This window comes from Mycobacterium sp. BK086 (assembly GCA_004362315.1).
GTDB lineage: Bacteria > Actinomycetota > Actinomycetes > Mycobacteriales > Mycobacteriaceae > Mycobacterium.
Map to the genome: position 1 here is coordinate 375,189 of SNWL01000006.1, position 20,586 is coordinate 395,774.

Here is a 20,586-nt window from a genome sequence, read left to right on the forward strand (position 1 = left end):
ACTCGAGCGGGCAGGACACCCATCATCGCGCGATCACGGGCTCGGGCACATCGCTGACCGAACTGTCCAGGGGCGGCACCGCTTTCTGCCGATACTCCCAGCGTCGCAGAGCATTCCGGCAGGGCGACTCGATCAAGGCGTAGCTGACCGCCGCCATGGCGAAGCCCAGGACCGTCGTCAGCACCAGCATCACGATGAGGTTGCCGTTGAACATGAACTTGCCGACCATCGGGAAGACCATCACCAGCGCGGCCAGATGCCAGACGAACAGCCCGTAGGACCAGCGGCCCAGCGTGACCATGAACCTGCTCCCCAGAATCGGGTGCGGCGTGTCGGGGCGATCGAGGACCAGCGGCGCGAGCAGCGCACCGGCGACGATGGCTCCCATCGAAGTGCGGATCACGAACTGCCCCAACGTCGCGGGAACCAGATCCTTCGGCCCGGCAAGCGGTGAAGCCGAGATCAGGTAGGCCACCAAGGCGATACTCGTGATGGCCCAACGATTCCGGGCCAATGCGTGCATCCTGCCGACCGGACTGACCGTCCACTCCGCAAGAAGCATGCCCGCGGCGAACCAGGACGCGTAGGCCGGCGGCCAGTTCAGGAAATTCACGCCCTGCATGGTGTGAATCGGAAGCAGGCCCCAGCCCAGACTGGCCAGCGCCACCGCCGCGATCACCGGAATCCGGGCCCGCACCGGAAGCCTGCGCGCCAGGAACGCCAGGATCGGCAGCGCGAGATAGAAGCTCACCTCCACCGACAGGCTCCACATCTGGGTGAGCCCGGCGGTCAGGGTCAGCGGCACGTACACCTGCGTCAGCGTGAGGTTGGCCCACCACACCGTCCAGCTGGCGTGGTTGGCCTCTGGTAGCAGCGTCAGGATGACGACGACGGCCACCACATAGCCGGGCATGATGCGCACCAGCCGCGAGCGCAGGTAGTGGCCGGTCGGCGGCCGCTTGCGCAGTCCGCGGGCGGCGGCCGCGTGACCGCGCCACAGCAGGAAGCCCGAGAGCGCGAAGAACACCGCGACGGCCAAGTCGAAGCGATGCAGCAGGCGGCCCACGACCTCGCCGGATGTGCCGGTCTGGAACGCGACGTGGGTGAGGACCACCCCCATGGCCGCACACGCGCGCATGCCTTCCACAGCGGGCAGGAAGCTGCGGGTGCCGCCGACCTGCTCCGCCTCCTCTGCCATGGCTGCCAGTGTGCTCTCCCATACTGGTTGCCCGCGAAAGTGGGTACACCTGGGCTAACCGTGCCAGTGGCGATGACCTCCTAATCTGCCAGTGCCTTGGCCTCTGCTGTTAGGGTCAGACACGTTTGCTTCGCCGTCAGGCGGTGTAGAGCACGATCGGGAGCGAGGGAGGCCACGGCAGCGTGAATCGCGCGGGCATGTTGCGTATCACGGCGTACGGCATCATCGGGCTCGGAGCCGCCCTGCTGATCGCGGCGCTGCTGTTGTCGACTTACACCTCCGGCAAGATCAAGAAGATTCCGCTCGATATCGACGAGACCTTGGTCAGCGACGGAACCGGAAGCGCGCTGGACCCGTCGTCGCTGACGGGTGAGAAGTTCATCGTCGACAAGAACGTGCCCCTGGTATCCCAGCAGCAGATCACCGTCGAGTCGCCGGCCAACGCCGACGTCGTGACGTTGCAGGTCGGCACCAGCGTGCGGCGCAGCGACAAGCAACAGGACAACGGTCTGTTGCTTGCCATGGTCGACACCGTGACGGTGAACCGCAGCACGGCTTTGGCGGTGTCGGATGACACCCACCCGGGTGGCTCGGTGCAGAAGCCGCGCACGATCGAAGACACCAAGCCGCCGACGAACATTGCGCTGCCCCACGAGGGCCTGGCCTACCGCTTCCCCTTCGGCACCGAAAAGAAGACGTATCCCTACTTCGACCCGATCGCGCAGAAGGCGTTCGACGCCAACTACGACGGCCAAGAGGACGTCAACGGGCTGACGACCTACCGGTTCACCCAGAACGTCGGCTACGACGCCGACGGCAAGCTGGTCGATCCGATCAAGTACGCCTCCCTGTACGACAAGAACGAGGACGGCGAGGTGACCGCGCGGGCCGAGCTGTGGGGCCTGCCCGGACCGCCCGAAGAACCGATCACTATGACCCGCTACTACGCCGCACAGCGGACGTTCTGGGTCGATCCGGTCACCGGCGTCATCGTCAAGTCGACCGAGCACGCGAACCACTACTACGCCCGCGACGCGGTGCGCCCGGAGATGGAGCTGGCCGACTACAAGGTCACCTCAACCGAGCAGACCATCGAATCGCGAGTGGCGACGGCCCGTGACGAGCGCGACCGGGTGGGGCTGTGGTCGCGGGTGCTGCCGATCAGCTTCACCGCGGCCGGCCTGGTGGCACTGGTCGGCGGCGTGCTTCTGGGAACGTTCAGCGTGCGCGCGGAGTCCGCCCTGATCGACCCGGGCCTGGACACCGCGGATCACGGGTTCTTCGGCAAGGATGAAACCGGGCCGATGCCCGCCGCCGAGGCGCAGACCGAGAAGCTGCCCGCGGCGAGACCGGATCTGGAGCCTCCGCCGCCCCAGCGGTGATCTCTCCCGTGATCCAGGCACGCCCTGCGCTCCGGTGGGTGGTGCCGGGATACGCCCTCCTGCTGGCGCTGGTGGTGACCGCACCCCTGCTCGCCCCCGGATATCTACTGCTGCGCGACGCGGTCTCGACGCCGCGGTCGTACCTGTCGGATAGCGCACTTGGTCTGGGTGAGTCGGCGCCGCGGGCGGTGCCGCAAGATTTCCTGATCGCCGTGGTCTCACCCGTCCTCGACGGCGGGTTGCTGGTCAAGCTACTGCTGATCGCCGGGATCGTCCTGGCCGGTTGGGGGGCCGGCCGCTTGGCGAGCCTGCTGGTCCCGGACGCCGGGCTGGCCGGCCAACTGGTGGCGACCACGCTCGCGGTGTGGAATCCCTACGTCGCCGAGCGGCTGCTGCAGGGCCACTGGAGCCTGCTCGTCGGGTACGGCGCCTTGCCGTGGGTGGCCGCCGCGGTGCTCAGGCTGCGCGACGACTCCGCGCCGGCGTGGGCGCGCTGGGCGACGGCCGTGTTCTGGATCGCGCTGGCCGGGCTGACGCCGACGGGTCTGTTACTGGCCGCCGTGGTGGCGCTGGTCTGTGTTGCGGCACCCGGCGACGGGGTGTCCCGGCTGCGGTGTGCGATCGGAGTGCTGATCGCTTCGGTGCTTGCCGCGTCGCCGTGGCTCACCGCCTCGGCCCTGGGCGACGCGCTTGACTCGACTCCGTCCTCGGGGATCGCCGCGTTCGCGGCCCGCGCCGAACCGGGTCTCGGCACGCTGGGCAGTCTGGCCGGTCTCGGCGGGATCTGGAACGCCGAGGCCGTTCCGCCTTCTCGCACAACGCTATTGGCCCTGTTGGCCACGGCGGTATTGCTGGCCGTGGTGGTTGCGGGACTGCCGACGGTGCTGCGCCGCCGGTCCGCGGTGCCGCTGTTGGTCTTGGCCGCGGTCAGCGTGCTGCTGCCCGCGGCGGCGGCCACCGGTCCCGGGTTGTCGGTGCTGCGGGCGGTGGTCGAGGCGGCACCGGGCGTGGGGGTGCTGCGCGACGGGCAGAAGTGGGTGGCGCTGGCGATGCCGGGCTACGCGGTCGCGGGGGCCGCCTCGGTGCTGACGTTGCGACGGTGGCTGCGCCCGGGGGTCACCGCGATGCTGTGTGCGGTCGCGCTGATCGCCGTCCTGCCGGACCTGGCTTTCGGCGCTTGGGGCAAGGTCACGTCGGTGCAATACCCCCCGGGATGGTCGGCGGTGGCCGGGATCGTCAACGGGGCACCGGCGGATGTGGCGGTGCTGCCCGCCGACAGCATGCGGCAATTCGGGTGGTCCGGCCCGGCGCCGGTGCTCGATCCGTTGCCGCGCTGGGTCCGTGCCGAGGTGCTGGCCACCGGTGACCTGACCATCTCGGGCCAGTCGGTACCCGGCGAGGGCGGCCGCGCGCGCGAGGTGCAGCGCACGCTGCTGGCGGGCGGGCCTGGCCAGGCGCTGGCGGACGCGGGAATCGGGTGGGTGGTCGTGGAGTCCGGCAGCGCGGGAGAGATGGGCGACGCGCAGCGGACCCTTCAGAATCTGCCGGTGGCCTATCGCGACGGCGACCTGACGCTCTATCGCGTGGGCGGGTCGAGTCAGGCTGCGCCGCAAGGGAAACGGACGCTGGCCGTGGTCGCCCACCTGGTGTGGCTCACCCTGCTGATCGGGGCCGGGATTTTGGCTCTGGCGGGCCGACGAACCAAAGATGTACCATCTGGTACATGTTGAGCTCCAGCAGCGTCGCCATCGACGCACCCGTGGACGTGGTGTGGGGCGTGTTCACCGATGTCGAGAAGTGGCCGGAGTGGACCGCGTCGGTCACCCGGTTGACCGGCCTGGACGGGCCGCAGATCGCGGTCGGCCGCCGCTTCGAGATCAAGCAACCGCGCATGCCCAAGCTCGTCTGGACCGTCACCGACGTCGACCCGGGCGCGTCGTGGACCTGGGTGCAACGCTCTCCCGGCGGGCGAACGTCGGCGCGACACCTGGTATCAGCGGCCAACGGCGGTGGCACCCTGGTGCGTCAGGAACTCGTGCAGGGCGGACCCCTCGGATCTTTGGTGGGCGTGCTGATGCGGGGGATGACGCAGCGGTACCTCGCGATGGAGGCGCAGGGACTGAAGGCGCGTAGCGAAGGTCTGTGGAAGCTTCGTGGTTCGAACGCCTGACCTCGCTCGGCGCCGCGAGCTGCTCGACGCACTGGTACGCGAGTGCGCAGAAAGCGGGGTCGGCGGGCGCTCGTTGCGCGAACTGGCCGAAGCGATCGGTACCAGTCATCGAATGCTGTTGCACCACTTCGGTTCCCGCGAAGATCTTCTACTCGCCGTGGTGGACGATGTCGAGCGTCAGCAGATGACGCTGCTTCAGGAGCTGCCGCCGGACACCGGTTTCGCCGCGATGTGGGCGCACCTGCGCCGCCCGGAGCTACGTGGGCTGGAGCGGCTGTTCTTCGAGTGCTATTCCCGTGGTGTGCAAGGCGAATCGCCGTTCACCGCCATGTTGCCCAGTGCTGTCGATGACTGGCTTGCGTTGGCGCAGACCGACCCCGCCACGGATCCCGCGCTGGCTCGCCTCGGGTTGTCGGTCATGCGCGGCCTGCTGCTCGATCTGGTCGGGACCGACGACGAGGCCGGCGTGGACGCTGCCGCACGGCGCTTCATCACATTGCTCGGCGCCCGTGAGAACGGTTCTGATTAGCCAGTTTTGGGGGCCATTGGACCGAGCTGCGTGAGGATGTGCGAGATCAGCTCGTCCTGCTTCGTCAGGTGATCCTGGATCATCGCCGCCTCCTTCAACACCGCTTCGGCGTCCTTGTACGTCTCGTCGGCGCGGGTGTCAGACGCCTTGGCCTGAATATTCTGACCGACGATGATGATCGGCAGCAGCACCAGCTGTAGGAAGCTGCTGGACAACCACACGACTACGAAGTACGTGCCCTGCTTGATGGCGTCGGGCAATGCGAACAAGGCCAGCAGCGTGAAAAGGTAAGCGGTCCACATGGTGCCGACCACGACCGTGATCCTCAAGCCGAACTTCGCGTTGAAGCGGACCAGCCAGTTGTCGTGGTCGATGCCGCGGATGTGGGCCACCTTCACTGGTTTCTTGGCCGCGAGTTCCGCGGCCCGGGGATGGCGGACGTACTCATAGATATTCGACATCCCGGGATGATCACACGGCGAACCCGGGAATCAGCTGTGAATTTTCTCTGCAGCATTGAACTTTGCCGGGACATCTCTCGTGAAACAGCGTGATGCCGTCTGTCGGTTCAACGGAGTACCTGCCTCGAAAGGCTTCGATCGTGTCCGATTGTCGAAAGTTGTTGTCTGCTGTGCCATTTGTCGGGATCGGATTCGCCAGTGCGGCGATTGCCGGCGGTGCGTTTCTATTCGCCACCGACTCAGCCCCCGATCCGGGATATCCGGCGATCACGTTGGCATCGTTCTCGGTGCCCCTGCCGTTGTCACCGAATACCCCGACCTGCGACCGCGCGACGGCGTTGTGTTCGAGCGGCGCCAAGACTCTCGGCAACGCCGTCGTCGCCGCCGCCGCGCCGATATCGATCCCCAGGCTCATCGGCAACGGCACCGCTGACCACCCCAATGCCGGACTGCTGTTCGGCAACGGCTTCAGCTACGACGCCGCCACCTGCACGTCCGGAACCTGCAACGGCGGTAACGCGGGTCTGTTCGGCGGAAACGGGGGCAACGGCTTCAGGGGCGGCCGAGGCGGCGATGCCGGTCTGGTCGGCAACGGCGGAAACGGCGGAAACGGCGTCTCGGGAGCGGTCGGCTCGTCGGGCGGCAACGGCGGCAGCGCCGGCCTGTTCGGCGGCAACGGCGGAAACGGCGGGAGCGCCGGCAATGGCGGACCCGGGGGCAACGGTGGAAACGGCGGAAACGGCGGCCGTGGAGCCATCGTCGAGATCGGCTCCCGCGGACGCGGTGGTACCGGCGGAAACGGTGGCAACGGCGGAGCAGGAGCCGGCGGCGGAAACGGCGGGAACGGCGGCCAAGGCTCCGTGATGCAAATCGGACCGGGCGGACGCGGCGGCGACGGCGGAAACGGCGGCAGCGCCGGGGCCAACGGCAACGGGGGCAACGCCGGCAACGGTGGAACCGGCGGCTTGTTCAGCTCCGCCGACGGCGGTGCCGGTGGCAGAGGCGGTAGCGGATCCACTCTGGGAACCCCGGGCACCGGGATCGGCGGTATCGGCGGTCTCGGCGGGGCCGGTGGCGCCATCGGAGGCGACGGGGGCCGCGGCGGCGACGGCGGCAACGCCCAGTCCAGAGGCGGTCAGGCCGGCGACGGTGGTCAAGGTGGCATGTTCGGCCGCGGCGGCGACGGCGGAAACGGCGGAGCGGGAGCCGGTGGCATCTCGACCACTGTGAACGGCGGAGACGGCGCACGCGGTGGAAACGGCGGTAGCGGCGGCATCGCCGGCGGCAACGGGGGCACCGGCGGAAGCGGTGGACAGGCCACCGGCAGTGGGAAAGTCGGCGGCCACGGCGGCGACGGCGGCAACGGTGGTACCGGGCTCATCAGTGGGGGCAAGGGCGGAAGCGGTGGAAACGGCGGTAGCGGCGGCGCAGGCTCGCCGGCCACGGGCGGCGCGGGCGGCCACGGCGGTAAGGGCGGCGGCTCGATTCGCGGTGCGGGCGGCGCAGGCGGCCCCGGGAATCCCGGCGCCGGGCAGGGCGGAGGCGCGGGCGGCGGGGGCGGCAAGGCCGGCTAGATCACGCCGCTGACTCGTGTTCCGGCGTGCACCGACTCCAGCACGTTGCGCATGGCGTCCGCGCTCTGCTGCCAGGAGAAGTCCCGGCTGCGGGCCTTGGCCTTGGCGCCCAGCTCGTCACGCAGAACATGTTCTGCCAGAAGGTGTTCGAGACGGTCCACCAGGTCGTCGTGGTCGTCCACGAGCACGCCGGTCACCCCGTCGATGACCGAGTCGGTGAGCCCGCCAGACGACCGGTAGCCGATGGTCGGCACGCCGTGCTGAGCCGCCTCGATGACGGCCAGGCCCCAGCCTTCCTTGCGCGACGGCAGCACGTGCACCCAGGACTGTTGCACGACAGCATGTTTGGTCCGGTCGTCGACGTGACCGTGAAAGGTGACGGCATCGGCGATGCCGAGGTGGCGCGCTCGCTCGACCAACCGGTCGTGCCACCAGCCGCCACCGACAACGTCCAGGTGAAGGTCCGCGACCCGCGGCCGGAGTGCGGCCACCGCATCCAGCGCGTCCTCGATTTGCTTGTGCGGCACCAGCCTCGACAACACCACGACCCGCGGCGTCGGGGACCGTTGCGCAGTCAGGGTGTCGGCCGGTGCCTCGTCAAGACCGTTGCGCACCACCGCGATCCGCGCGGGGTCGACCCCGAGATCGGACAGGTCACGGGCCGACGGCAGAGAGACGGTGACGTATTGATTGCGCCGGTGCATCCGCGGGGAGAGCCAGGATTCGACCAGCCAGCCCAGCCCGCCGACAAAACGACCGGCGACCGGCCATTGTTCGCGGTGGCAGTGGTGCACCAGGACCGCCACGCGTCGTCCGAACGCGAGCCGGGCCAGGAACGGCACCCCGTTCTGGGTGTCGATGACGACATCGGGACGCACCCGCCGCAGCGGGCCGAGTCGCAACCGCGCGGCGACCATGGCCAGGCCGGCCCAGATGTAGACGCTGTAGGGGCCACCACCGCGGCTGATCGTGATGCCGTCGACGACCTCGCGGCGGGGGGCGCCCCGGTAGCGGGCGGTGCGCAGGGTGACATCCATGCCCGATTCGGCCAGCAGCGTGCCGATGCGCTGAACGTAGGTTTCGCTGCCGCCGCCCTGCGGGTGGCCGGTGTCCCGCCAGCACAGCAGCAGGACGGAGCGAACGGTGGAGGACATCGAGATCAGACTAACCCCGCGCCGAAGTGCCCCGAAAATGCCGATCACTAGGGTGGGCCCGTGGCCGCCACCGATCTGTTCGCCCAGCGCGCGACGCTGCGGCGCTCGGTCCGGCTGCTGTCGCAGTTCCGCTTCGAGCAGAGTGACCCGGCCCGCTTCTACGGCGCCCTTGCCGACGACACCGCGCAGATGGTCACCGACCTTTGGCAAGCCGGCCACGGCGGTACCCCGGGTGGGCGCACGCTCGTCGACGTCGGCGGCGGTCCCGGCTATTTCGCCACCGCATTCACCACGGCCGGCTGGAAGTACGTTGGCGTCGAACCGGATCCGAGCGAGATGCACGCCGCCGAGCACGTGCGCCAGGCCAGCCCCGGCGCGTTCGTGCGGGCGTCCGGCATGGCGCTGCCCTTCGCCGACGGCAGCGTCGACGTCTGCCTCTCGTCCAACGTCGCCGAGCACGTTCCCCGCCCCTGGCAACTCGGTGCGGAGATGCTGCGCGTCACCCGCCCCGGGGGGCTGGCGATCTTGTCGTACACCGTCTGGCTCGGCCCGTTCGGCGGCCATGAGATGGGGCTGACGCACTATCTGGGCGGTGCGCGGGCGGCCGCCCGCTACACCCGCAAGCACGGCCACCTGCCCAAGAACAACTACGGGTCGTCGCTTTTCGCGGTGTCGGCGACCGACGGCCTGAGGTGGGCGGCGAGCACCGGGGCGCTGGTCGCGGCATTCCCGCGTTACCACCCGCGATGGGCGTGGTGGTTGACGAACGCCCCCGGTCTGCGGGAGTTCGCAGTGAGCAATCTGGTGCTGGTGATGCGGCCACCGATTCGCCGGAAATGAACAGGTTCTAGTTTCTGTCTTCAGTAGGTAATGTGACGGTCATGACACAGAGCACCGCGTTCAAGACCGAGTGGGACAAGCTGTTCATCGGTGGCAAGTGGGTCGAGCCCTCGACGTCCGACGTCATCGAGGTGCACTCACCCGCGACCGGTGAATTGGTGGGCAAGGTGCCGCTGGCCGCCAAGGCCGACGTCGACGCCGCCTGCGCCGCCGCCCGCAAGGCCTTCGACGAAGGCCCGTGGCCGCACATGAAGCCCGCCGAGCGCGCCGAGATCCTGGGCCGCGCCGTCAAGATCCTCGAAGAGCGCGCCGAGGAGCTGAAGTTCCTGCTGGCAGCCGAGACCGGGCAGCCCCCGACGATCGTCGACATGATGCAGTACGGCGCCGCGATGTCGTCGTTCCAGTACTTCGCAGGTGCCGCCGACAAGTTCACCTGGCGGGATTTCCGCGACGGCGTGTACGGCACCACGATGGTGCTGCGCGAGCCGATCGGCGTCGTCGCTGCCGTCACGGCATGGAACGTGCCGTTCTTCCTGGCCGCCAACAAGCTCGGCCCCGCCCTGCTGGCCGGCTGCACCATCGTCGTCAAGCCCGCCGCGGAGACCCCGCTGTCGCTGTTCGCGATGGCCGATATCTTCGCCGAGGCCGGGCTGCCCGAGGGTGTGCTCTCGGTGGTCCCCGGCGGCCCGGAGACCGGCCGCGCCCTGACCGCCAACCCGGAGATCGACAAGTACACGTTCACCGGGTCCAGCGCGGTCGGCAAGGAGATCGCCAAGATCGCCGCCGAGCGGCTCAAGCCGTGCACGCTGGAACTGGGCGGCAAGTCGGCGGCCATCATCCTCGAGGACGCCGACCTGGATTCCACGCTGCCGATGCTGGTGTTCTCGGGCCTGATGAACACCGGGCAGGCCTGTGTGGCGCAGACCCGGATCCTGGCACCCCGTTCGCGCTACGACGAAGTCGTCGAGAAGATCTCCGCCGCAGCGGCCGCCATGCCGGTCGGGTTGCCTGACAACGCGGGCGCCATGATCGGATCGCTGATCAGCGAGAAGCAGCGCGAGCGCGTCGAGAGTTACATCAAGAAGGGCGTCGAGGAAGGCGCTCGGCTGGTGACCGGCGGTGGCCGTCCGGAGGGCCTCGACAACGGCTGGTTCGTGCAGCCGACGGTGTTCGCCGACGTCGACAACTCGATGACGATCGCGCAGGAAGAGATCTTCGGTCCGGTGCTGTCGGTGATTCCGTATGACACCGAAGAGGACGCCGTGCGGATCGCCAACGACTCCGCCTACGGTCTGGCCGGTTCGGTGTTCACCACCGACAACGACAAGGCCATGAAGATCGCCTCGCAGATCCGCACCGGCACCTACGCGGTCAACATGTACGCGTTCGATCCGGGTGCGCCGTTCGGCGGCTACAAGAACTCCGGTATCGGCCGCGAGAACGGCCCCGAGGGTATCGAGCCGTACACGCAGGCCAAGAGCGTGCTGCTGCCGTTCGGCTACACGCCGGAATAGTCACAACGAAAGAGCCCCCGGCACTGTGTGCCGGGGGCTTTTTCGTCGGCGGTCAGAACAGTGCGCGGACGATCATTTCGGCCACGGCGGCGGGCTTGTCGACACCGTCGATCTCGATGGTGTGCTTGACGGTCATGTTGACGGTGTTGTCGTCGACCTTGTCGGCGCCGGCCAGCTCGGAGCGCACCCGGACACTGCTGTCGACGGGCACCGGGGACATGAACCGCACCTTGTTGAGCCCGTAGTTGATGGCCATCTTCGCGTTCTCGAGCCGGAAGTTGTCCTTGCTGAGAGCGGGAACCAGCGACAGCGTGAGGAAGCCGTGTGCAATCGGTGCGCCATAAGGACTTTCGGCCTTGGCCCGCTCGACGTCGACGTGGATCCACTGATGGTCGTTGGTCGCGTCGGCGAAGTCGTTGATGCGCTTCTGGTCGATCAGCAGCCACTCGCTGACACCGAGTTCCTGGCCGACCGCGGACGCCGCGTCGTCGATGGACGTGATCACCTTCATGGGGATTTCCTTTTCAATTCCGAATTAAATTCCGGGCGGTTACCCCGCCATCTTGACCGACGGCTAAAACGCCTCTTCGCTCAGGTCCATGATCGACAGGTCGATCGACTCGGCGATCTTTCGCTCAGCGGCCAGCCGGGGCAGCACGGTGGCGGCGAAGAAGTTCGCCACCGCCACCTTGCCGCGGTAGAAGGCTTCCTCGCGCGGATCGGGGTCGCCGTCCAGGGCGTGGCACGCAATCTCGGCCTGGCGCAACAGGAACCAACCGATCAGCAGATCGCCGACCGCCAGCAGAAAGCCCACCGACTCGAGCCCGACCCGGTACAGCTCGCGCGCATCGTCCTGCGCGCCCAGCAGGTAGCCGGTCATCACCGTCGCGACGGCACGCACGTTGTCCAACGCGGCGGCCAGCGAGGCGCGGGCGGCGGCCAGCTCCGGCCTGGCATCGGGGCTGTCGATGAACTTCTCGATCTGGGTGACGACGTGCGCCAGCGCCCCGCCCCGGTCGCGGGCGATCTTGCGGAAGAAGAAGTCCTGCGCCTGGATGGCGGTGGTGCCCTCGTACAGCGAGTCGATCTTGGCGTCGCGGATGTACTGCTCGATCGGGTAGTCCTGCAGGAAGCCGGATCCGCCGAAGGTCTGCAGTGACTCGGTCAGGGTCTGATAGGCACGCTCAGATCCGACTCCCTTCACGATCGGCAGCAGCAGATCGTTGACCCGCTCGGCCATCGACGCGTCGGCGCCCGAAACCACTTGTGCGACTGTGGGATCCTGATGCGCGGCGGTATAGAGGTACAGGGCGCGCAACCCCTCGGCGTAGGCCTTCTGGGTCATCAGGGCACGCCGCACATCGGGGTGGTGGATGATCGTCACCCGCGGTGCGGTCTTGTCGGTCATCTGCGTCAGATCGGCACCCTGCACCCGCGTCTTGGCGTACTCCAGCGCGTTCAGGTATCCGGTCGACAGGGTGGCAATCGCCTTGGTGCCCACGAACATCCGGGCATATTCGATGACCTTGAACATCTGCGCGATGCCGTTGTGGACATCGCCCACCAGCCAGCCGATCGCGGGCTTTCCGTGTAATCCCAGGCTGAGTTCGGTGGTGGCCGAAGCCTTCAGGCCCATCTTGTGCTCGAGGTTGGTGACGTAGACGCCGTTGCGGTCACCGGGAGCGCCGGTCTCGGGGTCCAGCAGGAACTTGGGGACCACGAACAGGCTGAGCCCCTTGGTGCCGGGTCCGGCGCCCTCGGGGCGGGCCAGCACGAGGTGCAGGATGTTCTCGAAGTAGTCGTCGGCGTCGCCGTTGGTGATGAACCGTTTGACGCCCTCGATATGCCAGGTGCCGTCGCCGGCGTCGACCGCCTTGGTCCGTCCGGCGCCGACGTCGGATCCGGCATCGGGTTCGGTGAGCACCATGGTGGCGCACCAGTTGCGCTCGGCGGCCAGCGTCGCCCAGTGCTTCTGCTGCTCATTGCCGATGTGGAACAGGATGTTGGCCATGATCGGGCCGGCCATGTACATGAAGACCGCCGGGTTGGCTCCCAGCACCAGCTCGTCGATCGCCCAGGTGACCATCGCCGGAGCCGGGACGCCGCCGACCTCCTCCGACAGGCCGATGCGGAACCACTCGCCCTGTTGCCAGGCCCGCATCGACTTCTTGAACGGCTCCGGTAGCGACACCACGTGGGTGTCGGGATCGAACGTCGGCGGATGTCGGTCGGTTTCGGCGAACGATTCGGCGACCGGCCCCTCGGCCAGCCGGGCGGCCTCGGCCAGCATCTCGCGTACCGAGTCGCCGTCGAGGTCGGGATAGTCGTCGAGAACTTTCCCCAGGTCCAGCAGCTCGAAGAGATTGAACTCGAGATCGCGGACGTTGCTCTTGTAATGGCTCATCGATTGCGTCCTTTTCAGTCGCCGACGCAGCCGAGCCTAGTCCGTTGAGCTGGCCTGATCAGGGCGATCCGACGGCCACCAGAAATATGATCTGGATCATACAAAGGCTTGCCGGCCAGGCCGGGCAGTCAGCTCAGCACCCCCGTTTGCCAGCTATTAACCTTCGCGACAGCTCATCGCTTGCGTTAATAGCGTTCTAATCCTATGGTCGTAACCATAGTTATGGAGTTGGTCTAGTGACCTGCCCCGCAAGGAGACAAACAATGTGGCTGATCGAGCTGAACATCGCCGGTCACCGGTTCACGCGCCAGGTGCCTGACAAGCGCAGGCAGCTGTTCGGGCGGGGCGCACGCGCCCTGGCGTGGCGGGGTACCCACGTCCGTCAATCCCCCGCCGCCTGAATGACCCAGACGCCGACCGGTAGCACCCGCCGAGCCCGTAGCTCCACCCGCACCAAGATGCTGGTGAGTGCCGCCGAGGTGCTGCGCGAGCGCGGTGCCGCCGGGGTGACCATCGACGAGGTGCTGGCCCGTAGCGGCGCGCCCCGTGGCTCGGTCTATCACCACTTCCCCGAAGGCCGGAGCCAGATCCTGCGTGAAGCCCTGGACTACGCCGGCTATGAGATCGGCACCAGCATCGACGAAGCCGCCGGGGAGAGCGCCGGGGTGCTGCTTCACCGCTTCGTCGAGCTCTGGGAAAACGCACTCCTCACCAGCGACTACACCGCCGGTTGCCCCGTGCTGGCCGCCGCCGTCGGCGCCGGCGAGGACGAACAACAGCTGACCGCGATCGCCGGTGAGATCTTCTGCCGCTGGCGCGAAGCCGCCAAGCAGGCCTACCTCCGTGAAGGCTTCGAAGCCGCCGAGGCAACCGCATTGGCCGACACCACGCTGGCCGCGATGGAAGGCGCGGTGGTGCTGTGCCGCTCGGTGCGAAGCCTGCAGCCCCTGCATGACGTCGCGGCGCAGATCGAGTTCCTGATCAAGGCAAAGGAATTCGTGACGAAGTTCGGCGTTCCGACCGTCAACGCCTGAATTGCCAACGGGCACAGACAAAATCGCCGTTGACTCCGGTTTCGGCGAGTATCCACTCCGAACGGATCGGCAGTACCGGCGCGCCGGAGCCCAGGCTGCACGGCGCATACGACACGATCAGTTCGTCGACCAGACCCGCGGCGACGAACTGTGCCCCAACCTCCCCGCCGCCGACCACCCACACGTCGCGCTCACCTGCGGCGGCGACCAGCCGAGGATGCAGGTCGGTGACCGTGCCGCTGAACACCGTCACCGGATGGCCCTCGGCGATGATCTGCGGGCGATGGGTCAGCACCCAGGTCGGCTGGTCGTACATCCACTCCCCCGGTTGATCGGCCAGCAGCCACTCGTAGGTCGCCGACCCCATCACCAGCGCGCCGACGGTCGCGCTGAACGCCTCGTAACCGAAGGGTCCGTTGACGTCGATGGCGCGGGAGGTCAACCAGTCAAGGCTGCCCGCGTCGTCGACGATGAAGCCGTCCAAGCTCGATGCGGTGAAGTACACGGTCGCCATGCGGCGAGTATGGTCGGCCCCTCCGACAGCGTCCGGGCCGCTGATGCTGGAATACAAGCGTGACGTTCATCGACCAACCGGCTGGGCGGCAGGACCCGGAGACTCCGGAAAGTGTCATCACCCGCTTCGGCATCCAGACCCTCGACGAGAACTTCACCGAGTTCACCGTGGTCGCGTCGATGCCGGTGGGCCACCTGGTCAACCCGTTCACCGGGATGCCGACGGTCGGACCGCTGGCCATCCTGGTCGACGACGTCGGCGGGCGGGCGAACTTCTACCGGCGCGGGTCGGGGCAGTGGACGGTGTCCAGCGAGCTGACCGTCGAGCTGTCCCCCGACGGGATCGACAGCCTGCAGGCCGCCCCCGCCGAACCCGTGGTCGCCAGTAGCCGCCCGTTGGGTCCGCACGGCGCAACGCTGCTGGCAATCTGCACACTCAGCCATCGCGGCACCACGATCGGCGGGGGCACTGTGCGAACCGTCGCGATCACCGGCGGCCCCGACGGCCCGATCCAACGTGGGCCCGACCCGTTGATCCGCACTCCGGAGACCTCGCTGGCGGAGCTGATGTCGGGCGAACCGCTTGACCCTGAATCCGGCACCTACCGGTTGGCCCAGCGGCCGGACTCGATCATCAACAATCTGATCGGGATCGTGCACGGCGGCGTCAGCAGCGCCGGGCTGGAACTCGTCGCCTCCGCGGCGATCAACCACGAGCAGGCAGAACCACTGCGCACCGCGTCGATCCGGGTCAACTTTCTGCGACCCTTCTTCGCCGGTGCCCAATCCCGTTATGAGGGAACGGCGTTGCGAATCGGTCGCAACTCCGCGATCGGGGACGCGCAGGCCGTCGGCGACGACGGCAAGGTGGCGATCATCGCGCGGGTCACGGGATACCGATGACCGACGACTTCGCGACACTGTGCGCCAACGAGCCGGAACTGGCCACGCTGCGCGCGTCGGTGCGCGCGTTCCTATCCGCCGATCGTGACGAATTCGGTTGGCAGCCAAGCGTCGACACGTGGCTGTCCAGCTGGGACGAGGGCTTCAGCGCCCGGCTGGGCGACGCCGGATTCCTCGGCCTGACCATCCCCCGCGAGTACGGCGGGCAGGGCCTCGGCCATCTGCACCGCTACGTGGTGACCGAAGAACTGCTCGCCGCCGGAGCGCCCGTGGCCGCCCACTGGATCGCCGACCGCCAGGTCGCACCCGGCCTGCTGGCCTACGGATCCGAAGAACAACGGCAGCGTCTTCTTCCCAAAATCGCTGCGGGACGGTACTTCTCATCGATCGGCATGAGCGAGCCGCAGGCCGGTTCCGACCTGGCCGCGTCCGCGGCGAAGGCCACCCGGACCGACGGTGGCTGGGTGTTGTCGGGCACCAAGGTGTGGACCAGTGGCGCTCACCTGGCCCATCAGATCGTGGTGCTGGCCCGCACCAGCCCGGTTGACCCGCAGCGACGGCACGCCGGGTTCAGCCAGTTCATCGTGCCGACTCAATCGCCCGGCGTCACCATCAGCCCCATCGTGATGATGTCCGGCGAACACCACTTCAACGAGGTGACCTTCGACGAAGTCTTCATCGAGGACGCCAACGTGCTCGGCGAGGTCGGGGCCGGTTGGCATCAGGTCACCGCCGAGCTGTCGTTCGAACGCAGTGGCCCCGAACGCATCTTGTCCACCGCGCCGCTGCTGACCGCGCTGGTGCGGCTGCTGGCCGGCCAGGACGTCGTCGACGACCACACCGCTGCGGCCGTCGGCGATCTGCTGGCCCGGGTCATCTCGCTGCGCCAGCTGTCGATATCGGTGGCCCGCGCGCTGGCCGCCGGGCAGTCACCGGCGAATGAGGCTGCGCTGGTGAAGGATCTGGGCACGCGCTTCGAGCAGGAGTCGGTGGATCTGGCTGCCGATCTCTTCTCGTATGTGGCCGAAACCCCGGGGCGCGAGCGGGTGGGCGCGCTGCTCGATGTCGCGCGGCTGCATTCGCCGCTGTTCACGCTGCGCGGCGGCACCAACGAGGTGCTGCGCGGTGTGGTGGCCAGGGGAATGGGGTTGAGGTGACGCGGGCATTGACCGGCGGGGTATTCGGACCGCTCGGCAGCACAGGCGATTTCGCCGAGCTGCGGCAACTGGCCGAGGATATCGGTGCGCGCTCGTTCGACGAGCGCATCGGCCACCGCGGCCTGCCCGACGACGTCGACACCACCGCCTGGCGCCATCTGCAGGACGCCGGCCTCACGCGGCTGACGAGTGATCCGGAATCCGGTGGCGGACCCGCAGAGTTGGCCGTGGTCCTGCGGGCGCTGGCCCGCCACGCGGTCACGGTGCCGCTGGCGGAGACCGACGTGCTGGCGGGCTGGCTTGCCGCCGCGGCCGGACTCGAGGTCCCCGGCGACGGGCCATTGACGATCGCCCTCGGCGATGTCGGCGCGACGGCCATCGCCGGTGTGCCCTACGCCGATGCCGCGGCCACCGTGGTGGTGGCCCTGCGCGACGGCGCCGACCTCCAGGTCGCGGCCGCCCAACCCACGTCAGTCATCAACGGGCACAACCTCGGTGGTGAGCCGCGCGACACGATCAGCATCCCGGCCGAGGGGTTCGTCACCGTTGACGGTGCCGCCGAGGAGCTGCTGCGCCGCGGCGCCTGGGCCCGCTGTGTGCAGTCACTGGGCGCGCTGGACGCCGCAGTCGAGTTCTCCGTGGCGCACACCAGGGAGCGTGAGCAGTTCGGCCGGCCGCTCAGCGCATTCCAGGCCGTGCAACACACTCTGGCTTCGATGGCCGGTGAGGTGGAGCGGGCCCGGGCGGCCACCGAGCTTGCCGTCGCCGCCGTCACCGACCACGGATTCGCCCATGCCCAAGCCGATTACGCCGTCACCGTGGCCAAGGTGGTGCTGGGCCGGGTCGTGCCGACGGTGGTCACCGCCGCCCACCAGCTGCACGGTGCGATCGGCGTGACGATCGAACACCGGCTCTGGCTGGCGACCATGCGGGCCCGCAGCTGGGTCGACGAGTTCGGCGACACCGCGACGCATGCGCGCAGATTGGGCCGCCTGGCGCTGACCGGCGGCGACCCATGGGATTTCGTCGTCGGGTGTCACTGATCGGCCACGTCGCGCGCGACCGCCTTGAGGATGTCGATCACCTGCGCGACGGCGGGGCGCGCGGCGGCTCCGGCGCGGGTGACAGCCTCGATCCGGCGGGCGATACGCACTCCACTGAGCGGCTTGCGGACCAGTGCCCGCGTGGTGTGGACGTAGCGGGGTAGAAGCGCGATCCCGATCCCTGCCGCGACGAGTTCCTCGACGACTCGGAAGTCGTTGACCCGCTGAACGATTCGCGGTCGTTCCCCGGCGATGGTGGCCAGCGAGCGTAGGACGTCGTCGACCATCAGTCCGCCCTCGACGCCGATCCACGACTCGTCGGCCAGCTCCCGCAACGAGACGCGAGAGCTACCGGCGAGTCGATGATGCTGTGGCAGGAGGATTTCGAGCGGTTCGCGCAGCAGCGGGGTCGCCTCGATTCGCGGTCCCCAGGGGTTGGTATCACGATCATCGCGGTGTACGACGACGACGTCGAAGTCGGCGAGCTGCGTGGGTGCGTAGCTCGCCGGCTGGTCGATGTCGCGGCCGAGCACCTCGACACCGACGGCGGCGGCCTCGGTGATGAGCCGAGCGAGAAGCATCGCGGCACCTGAGGGGAACATGGCCACCCGCACCGTGCCGCGCGGCGTGGACCGGTAGCTATCCATATCTGCCTGCGCCCGGTCGAGGGCGGCAAGCACCTCGTCGGTTCGGGCGACCAGGGCACGGCCGGCGTCGGTGAGCCGGACTCGGCGCCCGTCGGGTTCGAGCAGGGGCACCCCCGCCTCACGCCGCAAGATCTTGAGCTGTTGCGACACCGCAGACGGTGTCAGCGACATCGCCTCGGCGACCGCGTGCACGGTGCCGCGCTCGGACAATTCACGCAGCAGGCGCAGCCGCACGACATCCATGTAGTAAATCTACTTGGTTAGTTAAAAATGTATCGCTTGTCTACTTTGTCTGGAGACGGACACCATGGCGGTATGCCCCCACACCGCCGCGTCGACCTGGCGCTGCTCGCCGTCGCGGTCGTCTGGGGATCGAGCTATTTGGCGGCCAAGGGCGTCGCCACGTCCGACACCGCCTTCGGGTTTCTCGCCATCCGATTCGCCCTTGCCGCAACCGGACTCGTCGTCGTGCTCGGTGTCCGGCTGTGGCGCATCCGCCGCGCCGAACTGGTCCTCGGAGCCTTGTTCGGAGCAAATCTCAGCGTGATCTTCGCGCTGGAGACGTTCGGGCTCACCATGACCTCCGCGTCCCACGCGGGGCTGATCATCTCCCTGACCATCGTGCTGACGCCACTGCTGCAGCAGTGGACCCAACGGACCCGCCTGCGCGCCTCGTTCTATGGCGCGACCGTGGTCGCGGCGCTCGGCGTCGTACTGCTCACGCAGGCCGACGGGTTGTCCGCGCCAGGTCTCGGCGACCTCCTGATGCTGCTCGCGGCCGCGGCCCGCGCTTGCCACGTCGTCGTGATGGCACAGCTGAGCAGGGAGCGCCGACTCGATCCCGGGCGCCTCACGCTGGTGCAGATCTGCATCTGTCTGGCGCTGTTCGTCACCCTCGCCCCGGTCACCGGCAGCGGGCCCGGAGCCGTCGCAGCCCGCTTCTCCCTCGGCGACTGGCTGATCACCGCCTACCTCGCGCTGGGGTGCACCGTCTTCGCCTTCGTCGTCCAGGCGTGGGCGGTGCAGCGCACATCGCCGGCACGAGTCAGCCTGCTGCTGGGTACCGAGCCGCTGTGGGCGGCCGCGGCAGGCGTCCTCGTGGCCGGCGATCCGGTCACCCTGATCGGCACCGCGGGCGCGATCCTGGTCGTGACCGGAACCAATTGGGGCAGAGCTAGCTGCCCGTCCAATTCGGAGCGCGCTTCTCGGCGAACGCGATCGCGCCCTCCTGAGCGTCCTTCGACGCGAACACCGGCATCAGGATCTTGCCCTGTTCCTTCCACTGTTCCTCGGGAGACCACGCGCGCGACTCGGTGATGATCCGCTTGGTGGCGGCCACGGCCAGCGGGCCGTTGACGGTGATCCGCTCGGCCAGCTCGATCGCGGCCTCCAGCGCATGCCCGGGCTCGGCCACCACATTGACCAGGCCGAGTTCGTGAGCCCGCTCCGCGGACAGGTTCTCTCCGGTCAGCGCCAGCTCCATCGCGATCTGGTACGGGATGCGCTGCGGCAGCCGCAGCAGCCCGCCACCGCCGGCGACCAGCCCGCGCTTGACCTCGGGGATGCCGAACGCGGAGTCCCTCGCGGCGACGATCAGGTCGGTGGCCAGGGCCAGCTCGGTCCCGCCGGCCAGCGCGTAACCCTCGACGGCGGCGATCAGCGGCTTGAGCGGCGGGCGCTCGGTGAAGCCCAGGCCGCGGCCCTCGGCTACGACGTTCTCCCCGCGGGCGAAGGCCTTCAGGTCCATGCCCGCGCAGAACGAGCCGCCGGCTCCAGTGACAATGCCCACAGACAGGCCGGCGTCGTCGTCGAGCTCGTCCATGGCGGCGGCCAAACCGTTGCTGACCGCGGCGTTCACGGCATTCTTGGCCTTTGGCCTGTTGATGGTGATGATCAGGATGCGACCGCGGCGCTCGGTGAGGACGGCGGGCTCTTCGGTAACGGCGTTTTCAGTCACGTCCGGAATGGTAACTATCGAGGTACGACATCAGTCGCGAGCCCGGTAGCATACAAAACTAGAACACGTTCCAATTCTGAGGAGGATGTGTGAGCACCAGCGACGC

The 20,586-nt window shown here is 68.2% G+C and carries 19 protein-coding genes and 2 pseudogenes; 13 read left to right on the forward strand and 8 right to left on the reverse strand.

Annotation, left to right across the window (positions count from 1 at the left end; genetic code table 11):
- Positions 1–22 precede the first annotated feature (22 nt).
- On the reverse strand, positions 23–1,198 hold the full coding sequence (locus tag EV580_RS22525; protein WP_133693764.1) for an acyltransferase family protein: 1,176 nt from the start codon (positions 1,196–1,198) through the stop codon (positions 23–25).
- Positions 1,199–1,380: 182 nt separating this feature from the next.
- Between EV580_RS22525 and pgfA the strand changes: the two genes are divergently transcribed.
- Genes pgfA through EV580_RS22545 form a run of 4 tightly spaced genes read left to right on the forward strand, consistent with a single transcriptional unit; the run spans position 1,381 to position 5,279 of the window.
- Positions 1,381–2,580, forward strand: coding sequence for a cell envelope lipid trafficking protein PgfA (pgfA, locus tag EV580_RS22530; protein ID WP_133693766.1), 1,200 nt, complete (start codon positions 1,381–1,383; stop codon positions 2,578–2,580).
- An 8-nt stretch (positions 2,581–2,588) separates the two neighbouring features.
- On the forward strand, positions 2,589–4,310 hold the full coding sequence (locus tag EV580_RS22535; RefSeq protein WP_133693768.1) for an MmpA family trehalose lipid delivery protein: 1,722 nt from the start codon (positions 2,589–2,591) through the stop codon (positions 4,308–4,310).
- On the forward strand, positions 4,304–4,750 hold the full coding sequence (locus tag EV580_RS22540; protein ID WP_133693770.1) for an SRPBCC family protein: 447 nt from the start codon (positions 4,304–4,306) through the stop codon (positions 4,748–4,750). Before EV580_RS22535 ends, EV580_RS22540 begins: the two co-directional genes overlap by 7 nt.
- The gene (locus EV580_RS22545) at positions 4,734–5,279 is read left to right on the forward strand and encodes a TetR/AcrR family transcriptional regulator (protein ID WP_133693772.1); all 546 of its coding nucleotides are present in this window, start codon (positions 4,734–4,736) and stop codon (positions 5,277–5,279) included. The genes EV580_RS22540 and EV580_RS22545 overlap by 17 nt, the downstream gene beginning before the upstream one ends.
- Here the strand turns inward: EV580_RS22545 and EV580_RS22550 are convergent.
- Complete coding sequence (locus EV580_RS22550; RefSeq protein ID WP_133693773.1) at positions 5,276–5,740, reverse strand: DUF1003 domain-containing protein; 465 nt, start codon at positions 5,738–5,740, stop codon at positions 5,276–5,278. The two genes, EV580_RS22545 and EV580_RS22550, sit on opposite strands and share 4 nt — an antisense overlap.
- 509 nt (positions 5,741–6,249) lie before the next feature.
- Here EV580_RS22550 and EV580_RS33830 point away from each other — a divergent pair.
- Positions 6,250–7,314: pseudogene (locus tag EV580_RS33830) on the forward strand (hypothetical protein); the annotation flags it as partial.
- On the opposite strand, the gene EV580_RS22570 reads toward EV580_RS33830, so the two are convergent.
- Positions 7,311–8,468: a glycosyltransferase family 4 protein gene (locus EV580_RS22570; protein WP_133693780.1), complete on the reverse strand. Its 1,158-nt coding sequence runs from the start codon at positions 8,466–8,468 to the stop codon at positions 7,311–7,313. The pseudogene EV580_RS33830 and the gene EV580_RS22570 sit on opposite strands and share 4 nt — an antisense overlap.
- Before the next feature lie 60 nt (positions 8,469–8,528).
- Between EV580_RS22570 and EV580_RS22575 the strand changes: the two genes are divergently transcribed.
- Entirely contained in the window at positions 8,529–9,308 is a 780-nt protein-coding gene (locus tag EV580_RS22575; RefSeq protein ID WP_133693781.1) for a class I SAM-dependent methyltransferase, read from the forward strand.
- Positions 9,309–9,349: 41 nt separating this feature from the next.
- Complete coding sequence (locus tag EV580_RS22580; protein WP_133693783.1) at positions 9,350–10,822, forward strand: aldehyde dehydrogenase; 1,473 nt, start codon at positions 9,350–9,352, stop codon at positions 10,820–10,822.
- 52 nt (positions 10,823–10,874) lie between these two features.
- Here EV580_RS22580 and EV580_RS22585 read toward each other — a convergent pair whose 3' ends face one another.
- Positions 10,875–11,333 carry a MaoC family dehydratase gene (locus EV580_RS22585; RefSeq protein ID WP_133693785.1) on the reverse strand — a complete coding sequence of 153 codons (459 nt, stop codon included), beginning with the start codon at positions 11,331–11,333 and terminating at the stop codon, positions 10,875–10,877.
- A 63-nt stretch (positions 11,334–11,396) separates the two neighbouring features.
- A complete protein-coding gene (locus tag EV580_RS22590; RefSeq protein WP_133693786.1) occupies positions 11,397–13,226 on the reverse strand; it encodes an acyl-CoA dehydrogenase in 1,830 nt (609 codons plus the stop codon).
- Between the two features lie 263 nt (positions 13,227–13,489).
- Between EV580_RS22590 and EV580_RS33835 the strand changes: the two genes are divergently transcribed.
- Both EV580_RS33835 and EV580_RS22595 read left to right on the forward strand, forming a co-directional pair.
- Positions 13,490–13,627 (forward strand): hypothetical protein, encoded by a 138-nt coding sequence (locus EV580_RS33835; RefSeq protein ID WP_166654838.1) that lies wholly within the window; start codon positions 13,490–13,492, stop codon positions 13,625–13,627.
- Positions 13,628–14,260 (forward strand): TetR/AcrR family transcriptional regulator, encoded by a 633-nt coding sequence (locus tag EV580_RS22595; RefSeq protein WP_133693788.1) that lies wholly within the window; start codon positions 13,628–13,630, stop codon positions 14,258–14,260.
- Here the strand turns inward: EV580_RS22595 and EV580_RS22600 are convergent.
- Positions 14,250–14,774, reverse strand: a complete 525-nt coding sequence (locus tag EV580_RS22600) for a dihydrofolate reductase family protein (RefSeq protein WP_133693790.1) — start codon at positions 14,772–14,774, stop codon at positions 14,250–14,252. The genes EV580_RS22595 and EV580_RS22600 overlap by 11 nt on opposite strands.
- Positions 14,775–14,833: 59 nt before the next feature.
- Between EV580_RS22600 and EV580_RS22605 the strand changes: the two genes are divergently transcribed.
- Genes EV580_RS22605 through EV580_RS22615 form a run of 3 tightly spaced genes read left to right on the forward strand, consistent with a single transcriptional unit; the run spans position 14,834 to position 17,876 of the window.
- On the forward strand, positions 14,834–15,676 hold the full coding sequence (locus EV580_RS22605; RefSeq protein ID WP_133693791.1) for a PaaI family thioesterase: 843 nt from the start codon (positions 14,834–14,836) through the stop codon (positions 15,674–15,676).
- Positions 15,673–16,833: an acyl-CoA dehydrogenase family protein gene (locus tag EV580_RS22610; RefSeq protein ID WP_133693793.1), complete on the forward strand. Its 1,161-nt coding sequence runs from the start codon at positions 15,673–15,675 to the stop codon at positions 16,831–16,833. The genes EV580_RS22605 and EV580_RS22610 overlap by 4 nt, the downstream gene beginning before the upstream one ends.
- The gene (locus tag EV580_RS22615) at positions 16,830–17,876 is read left to right on the forward strand and encodes an acyl-CoA dehydrogenase family protein (RefSeq protein ID WP_133693795.1); all 1,047 of its coding nucleotides are present in this window, start codon (positions 16,830–16,832) and stop codon (positions 17,874–17,876) included. Before EV580_RS22610 ends, EV580_RS22615 begins: the two co-directional genes overlap by 4 nt.
- Here the strand turns inward: EV580_RS22615 and EV580_RS22620 are convergent.
- Positions 17,870–18,766, reverse strand: a complete 897-nt coding sequence (locus EV580_RS22620) for a LysR family transcriptional regulator (protein ID WP_133693797.1) — start codon at positions 18,764–18,766, stop codon at positions 17,870–17,872. The two genes, EV580_RS22615 and EV580_RS22620, sit on opposite strands and share 7 nt — an antisense overlap.
- A 72-nt stretch (positions 18,767–18,838) precedes the next feature.
- On the opposite strand from EV580_RS22620, the pseudogene EV580_RS22625 reads away from it, so the two are divergent.
- Positions 18,839–19,672, forward strand: a pseudogene (locus EV580_RS22625) (DMT family transporter); the annotation flags it as partial.
- A gap of 25 nt (positions 19,673–19,697) precedes the next feature.
- Here EV580_RS22625 and EV580_RS34310 read toward each other — a convergent pair.
- A complete protein-coding gene (locus EV580_RS34310; protein ID WP_133693798.1) occupies positions 19,698–20,480 on the reverse strand; it encodes a crotonase/enoyl-CoA hydratase family protein in 783 nt (260 codons plus the stop codon).
- Positions 20,481–20,586 lie beyond the last annotated feature (106 nt).

Bases quoted from the DNA above. Each gene is read 5' to 3' on its own strand.
- EV580_RS22610 (WP_133693793.1), top strand. From the start codon at position 15,673: ATGACCGACGACTTCGCGACACTGTGCGCCAACGAGCCGGAACTGGCC.
- EV580_RS22600 (WP_133693790.1), bottom strand. From the start codon at position 14,774: ATGGCGACCGTGTACTTCACCGCATCGAGCTTGGACGGCTTCATCGTC.
- EV580_RS22525 (WP_133693764.1), bottom strand. From the start codon at position 1,198: ATGGCAGAGGAGGCGGAGCAGGTCGGCGGCACCCGCAGCTTCCTGCCC.
- EV580_RS22620 (WP_133693797.1), bottom strand. From the start codon at position 18,766: ATGGATGTCGTGCGGCTGCGCCTGCTGCGTGAATTGTCCGAGCGCGGC.
- EV580_RS22540 (WP_133693770.1), top strand. From the start codon at position 4,304: ATGTTGAGCTCCAGCAGCGTCGCCATCGACGCACCCGTGGACGTGGTG.
- EV580_RS22570 (WP_133693780.1), bottom strand. From the start codon at position 8,468: ATGTCCTCCACCGTTCGCTCCGTCCTGCTGCTGTGCTGGCGGGACACC.
- EV580_RS22550 (WP_133693773.1), bottom strand. From the start codon at position 5,740: ATGTCGAATATCTATGAGTACGTCCGCCATCCCCGGGCCGCGGAACTC.
- EV580_RS22590 (WP_133693786.1), bottom strand. From the start codon at position 13,226: ATGAGCCATTACAAGAGCAACGTCCGCGATCTCGAGTTCAATCTCTTC.
- EV580_RS22585 (WP_133693785.1), bottom strand. From the start codon at position 11,333: ATGAAGGTGATCACGTCCATCGACGACGCGGCGTCCGCGGTCGGCCAG.
- EV580_RS22595 (WP_133693788.1), top strand. From the start codon at position 13,628: ATGACCCAGACGCCGACCGGTAGCACCCGCCGAGCCCGTAGCTCCACC.
- EV580_RS33835 (WP_166654838.1), top strand. From the start codon at position 13,490: ATGTGGCTGATCGAGCTGAACATCGCCGGTCACCGGTTCACGCGCCAG.
- EV580_RS22580 (WP_133693783.1), top strand. From the start codon at position 9,350: ATGACACAGAGCACCGCGTTCAAGACCGAGTGGGACAAGCTGTTCATC.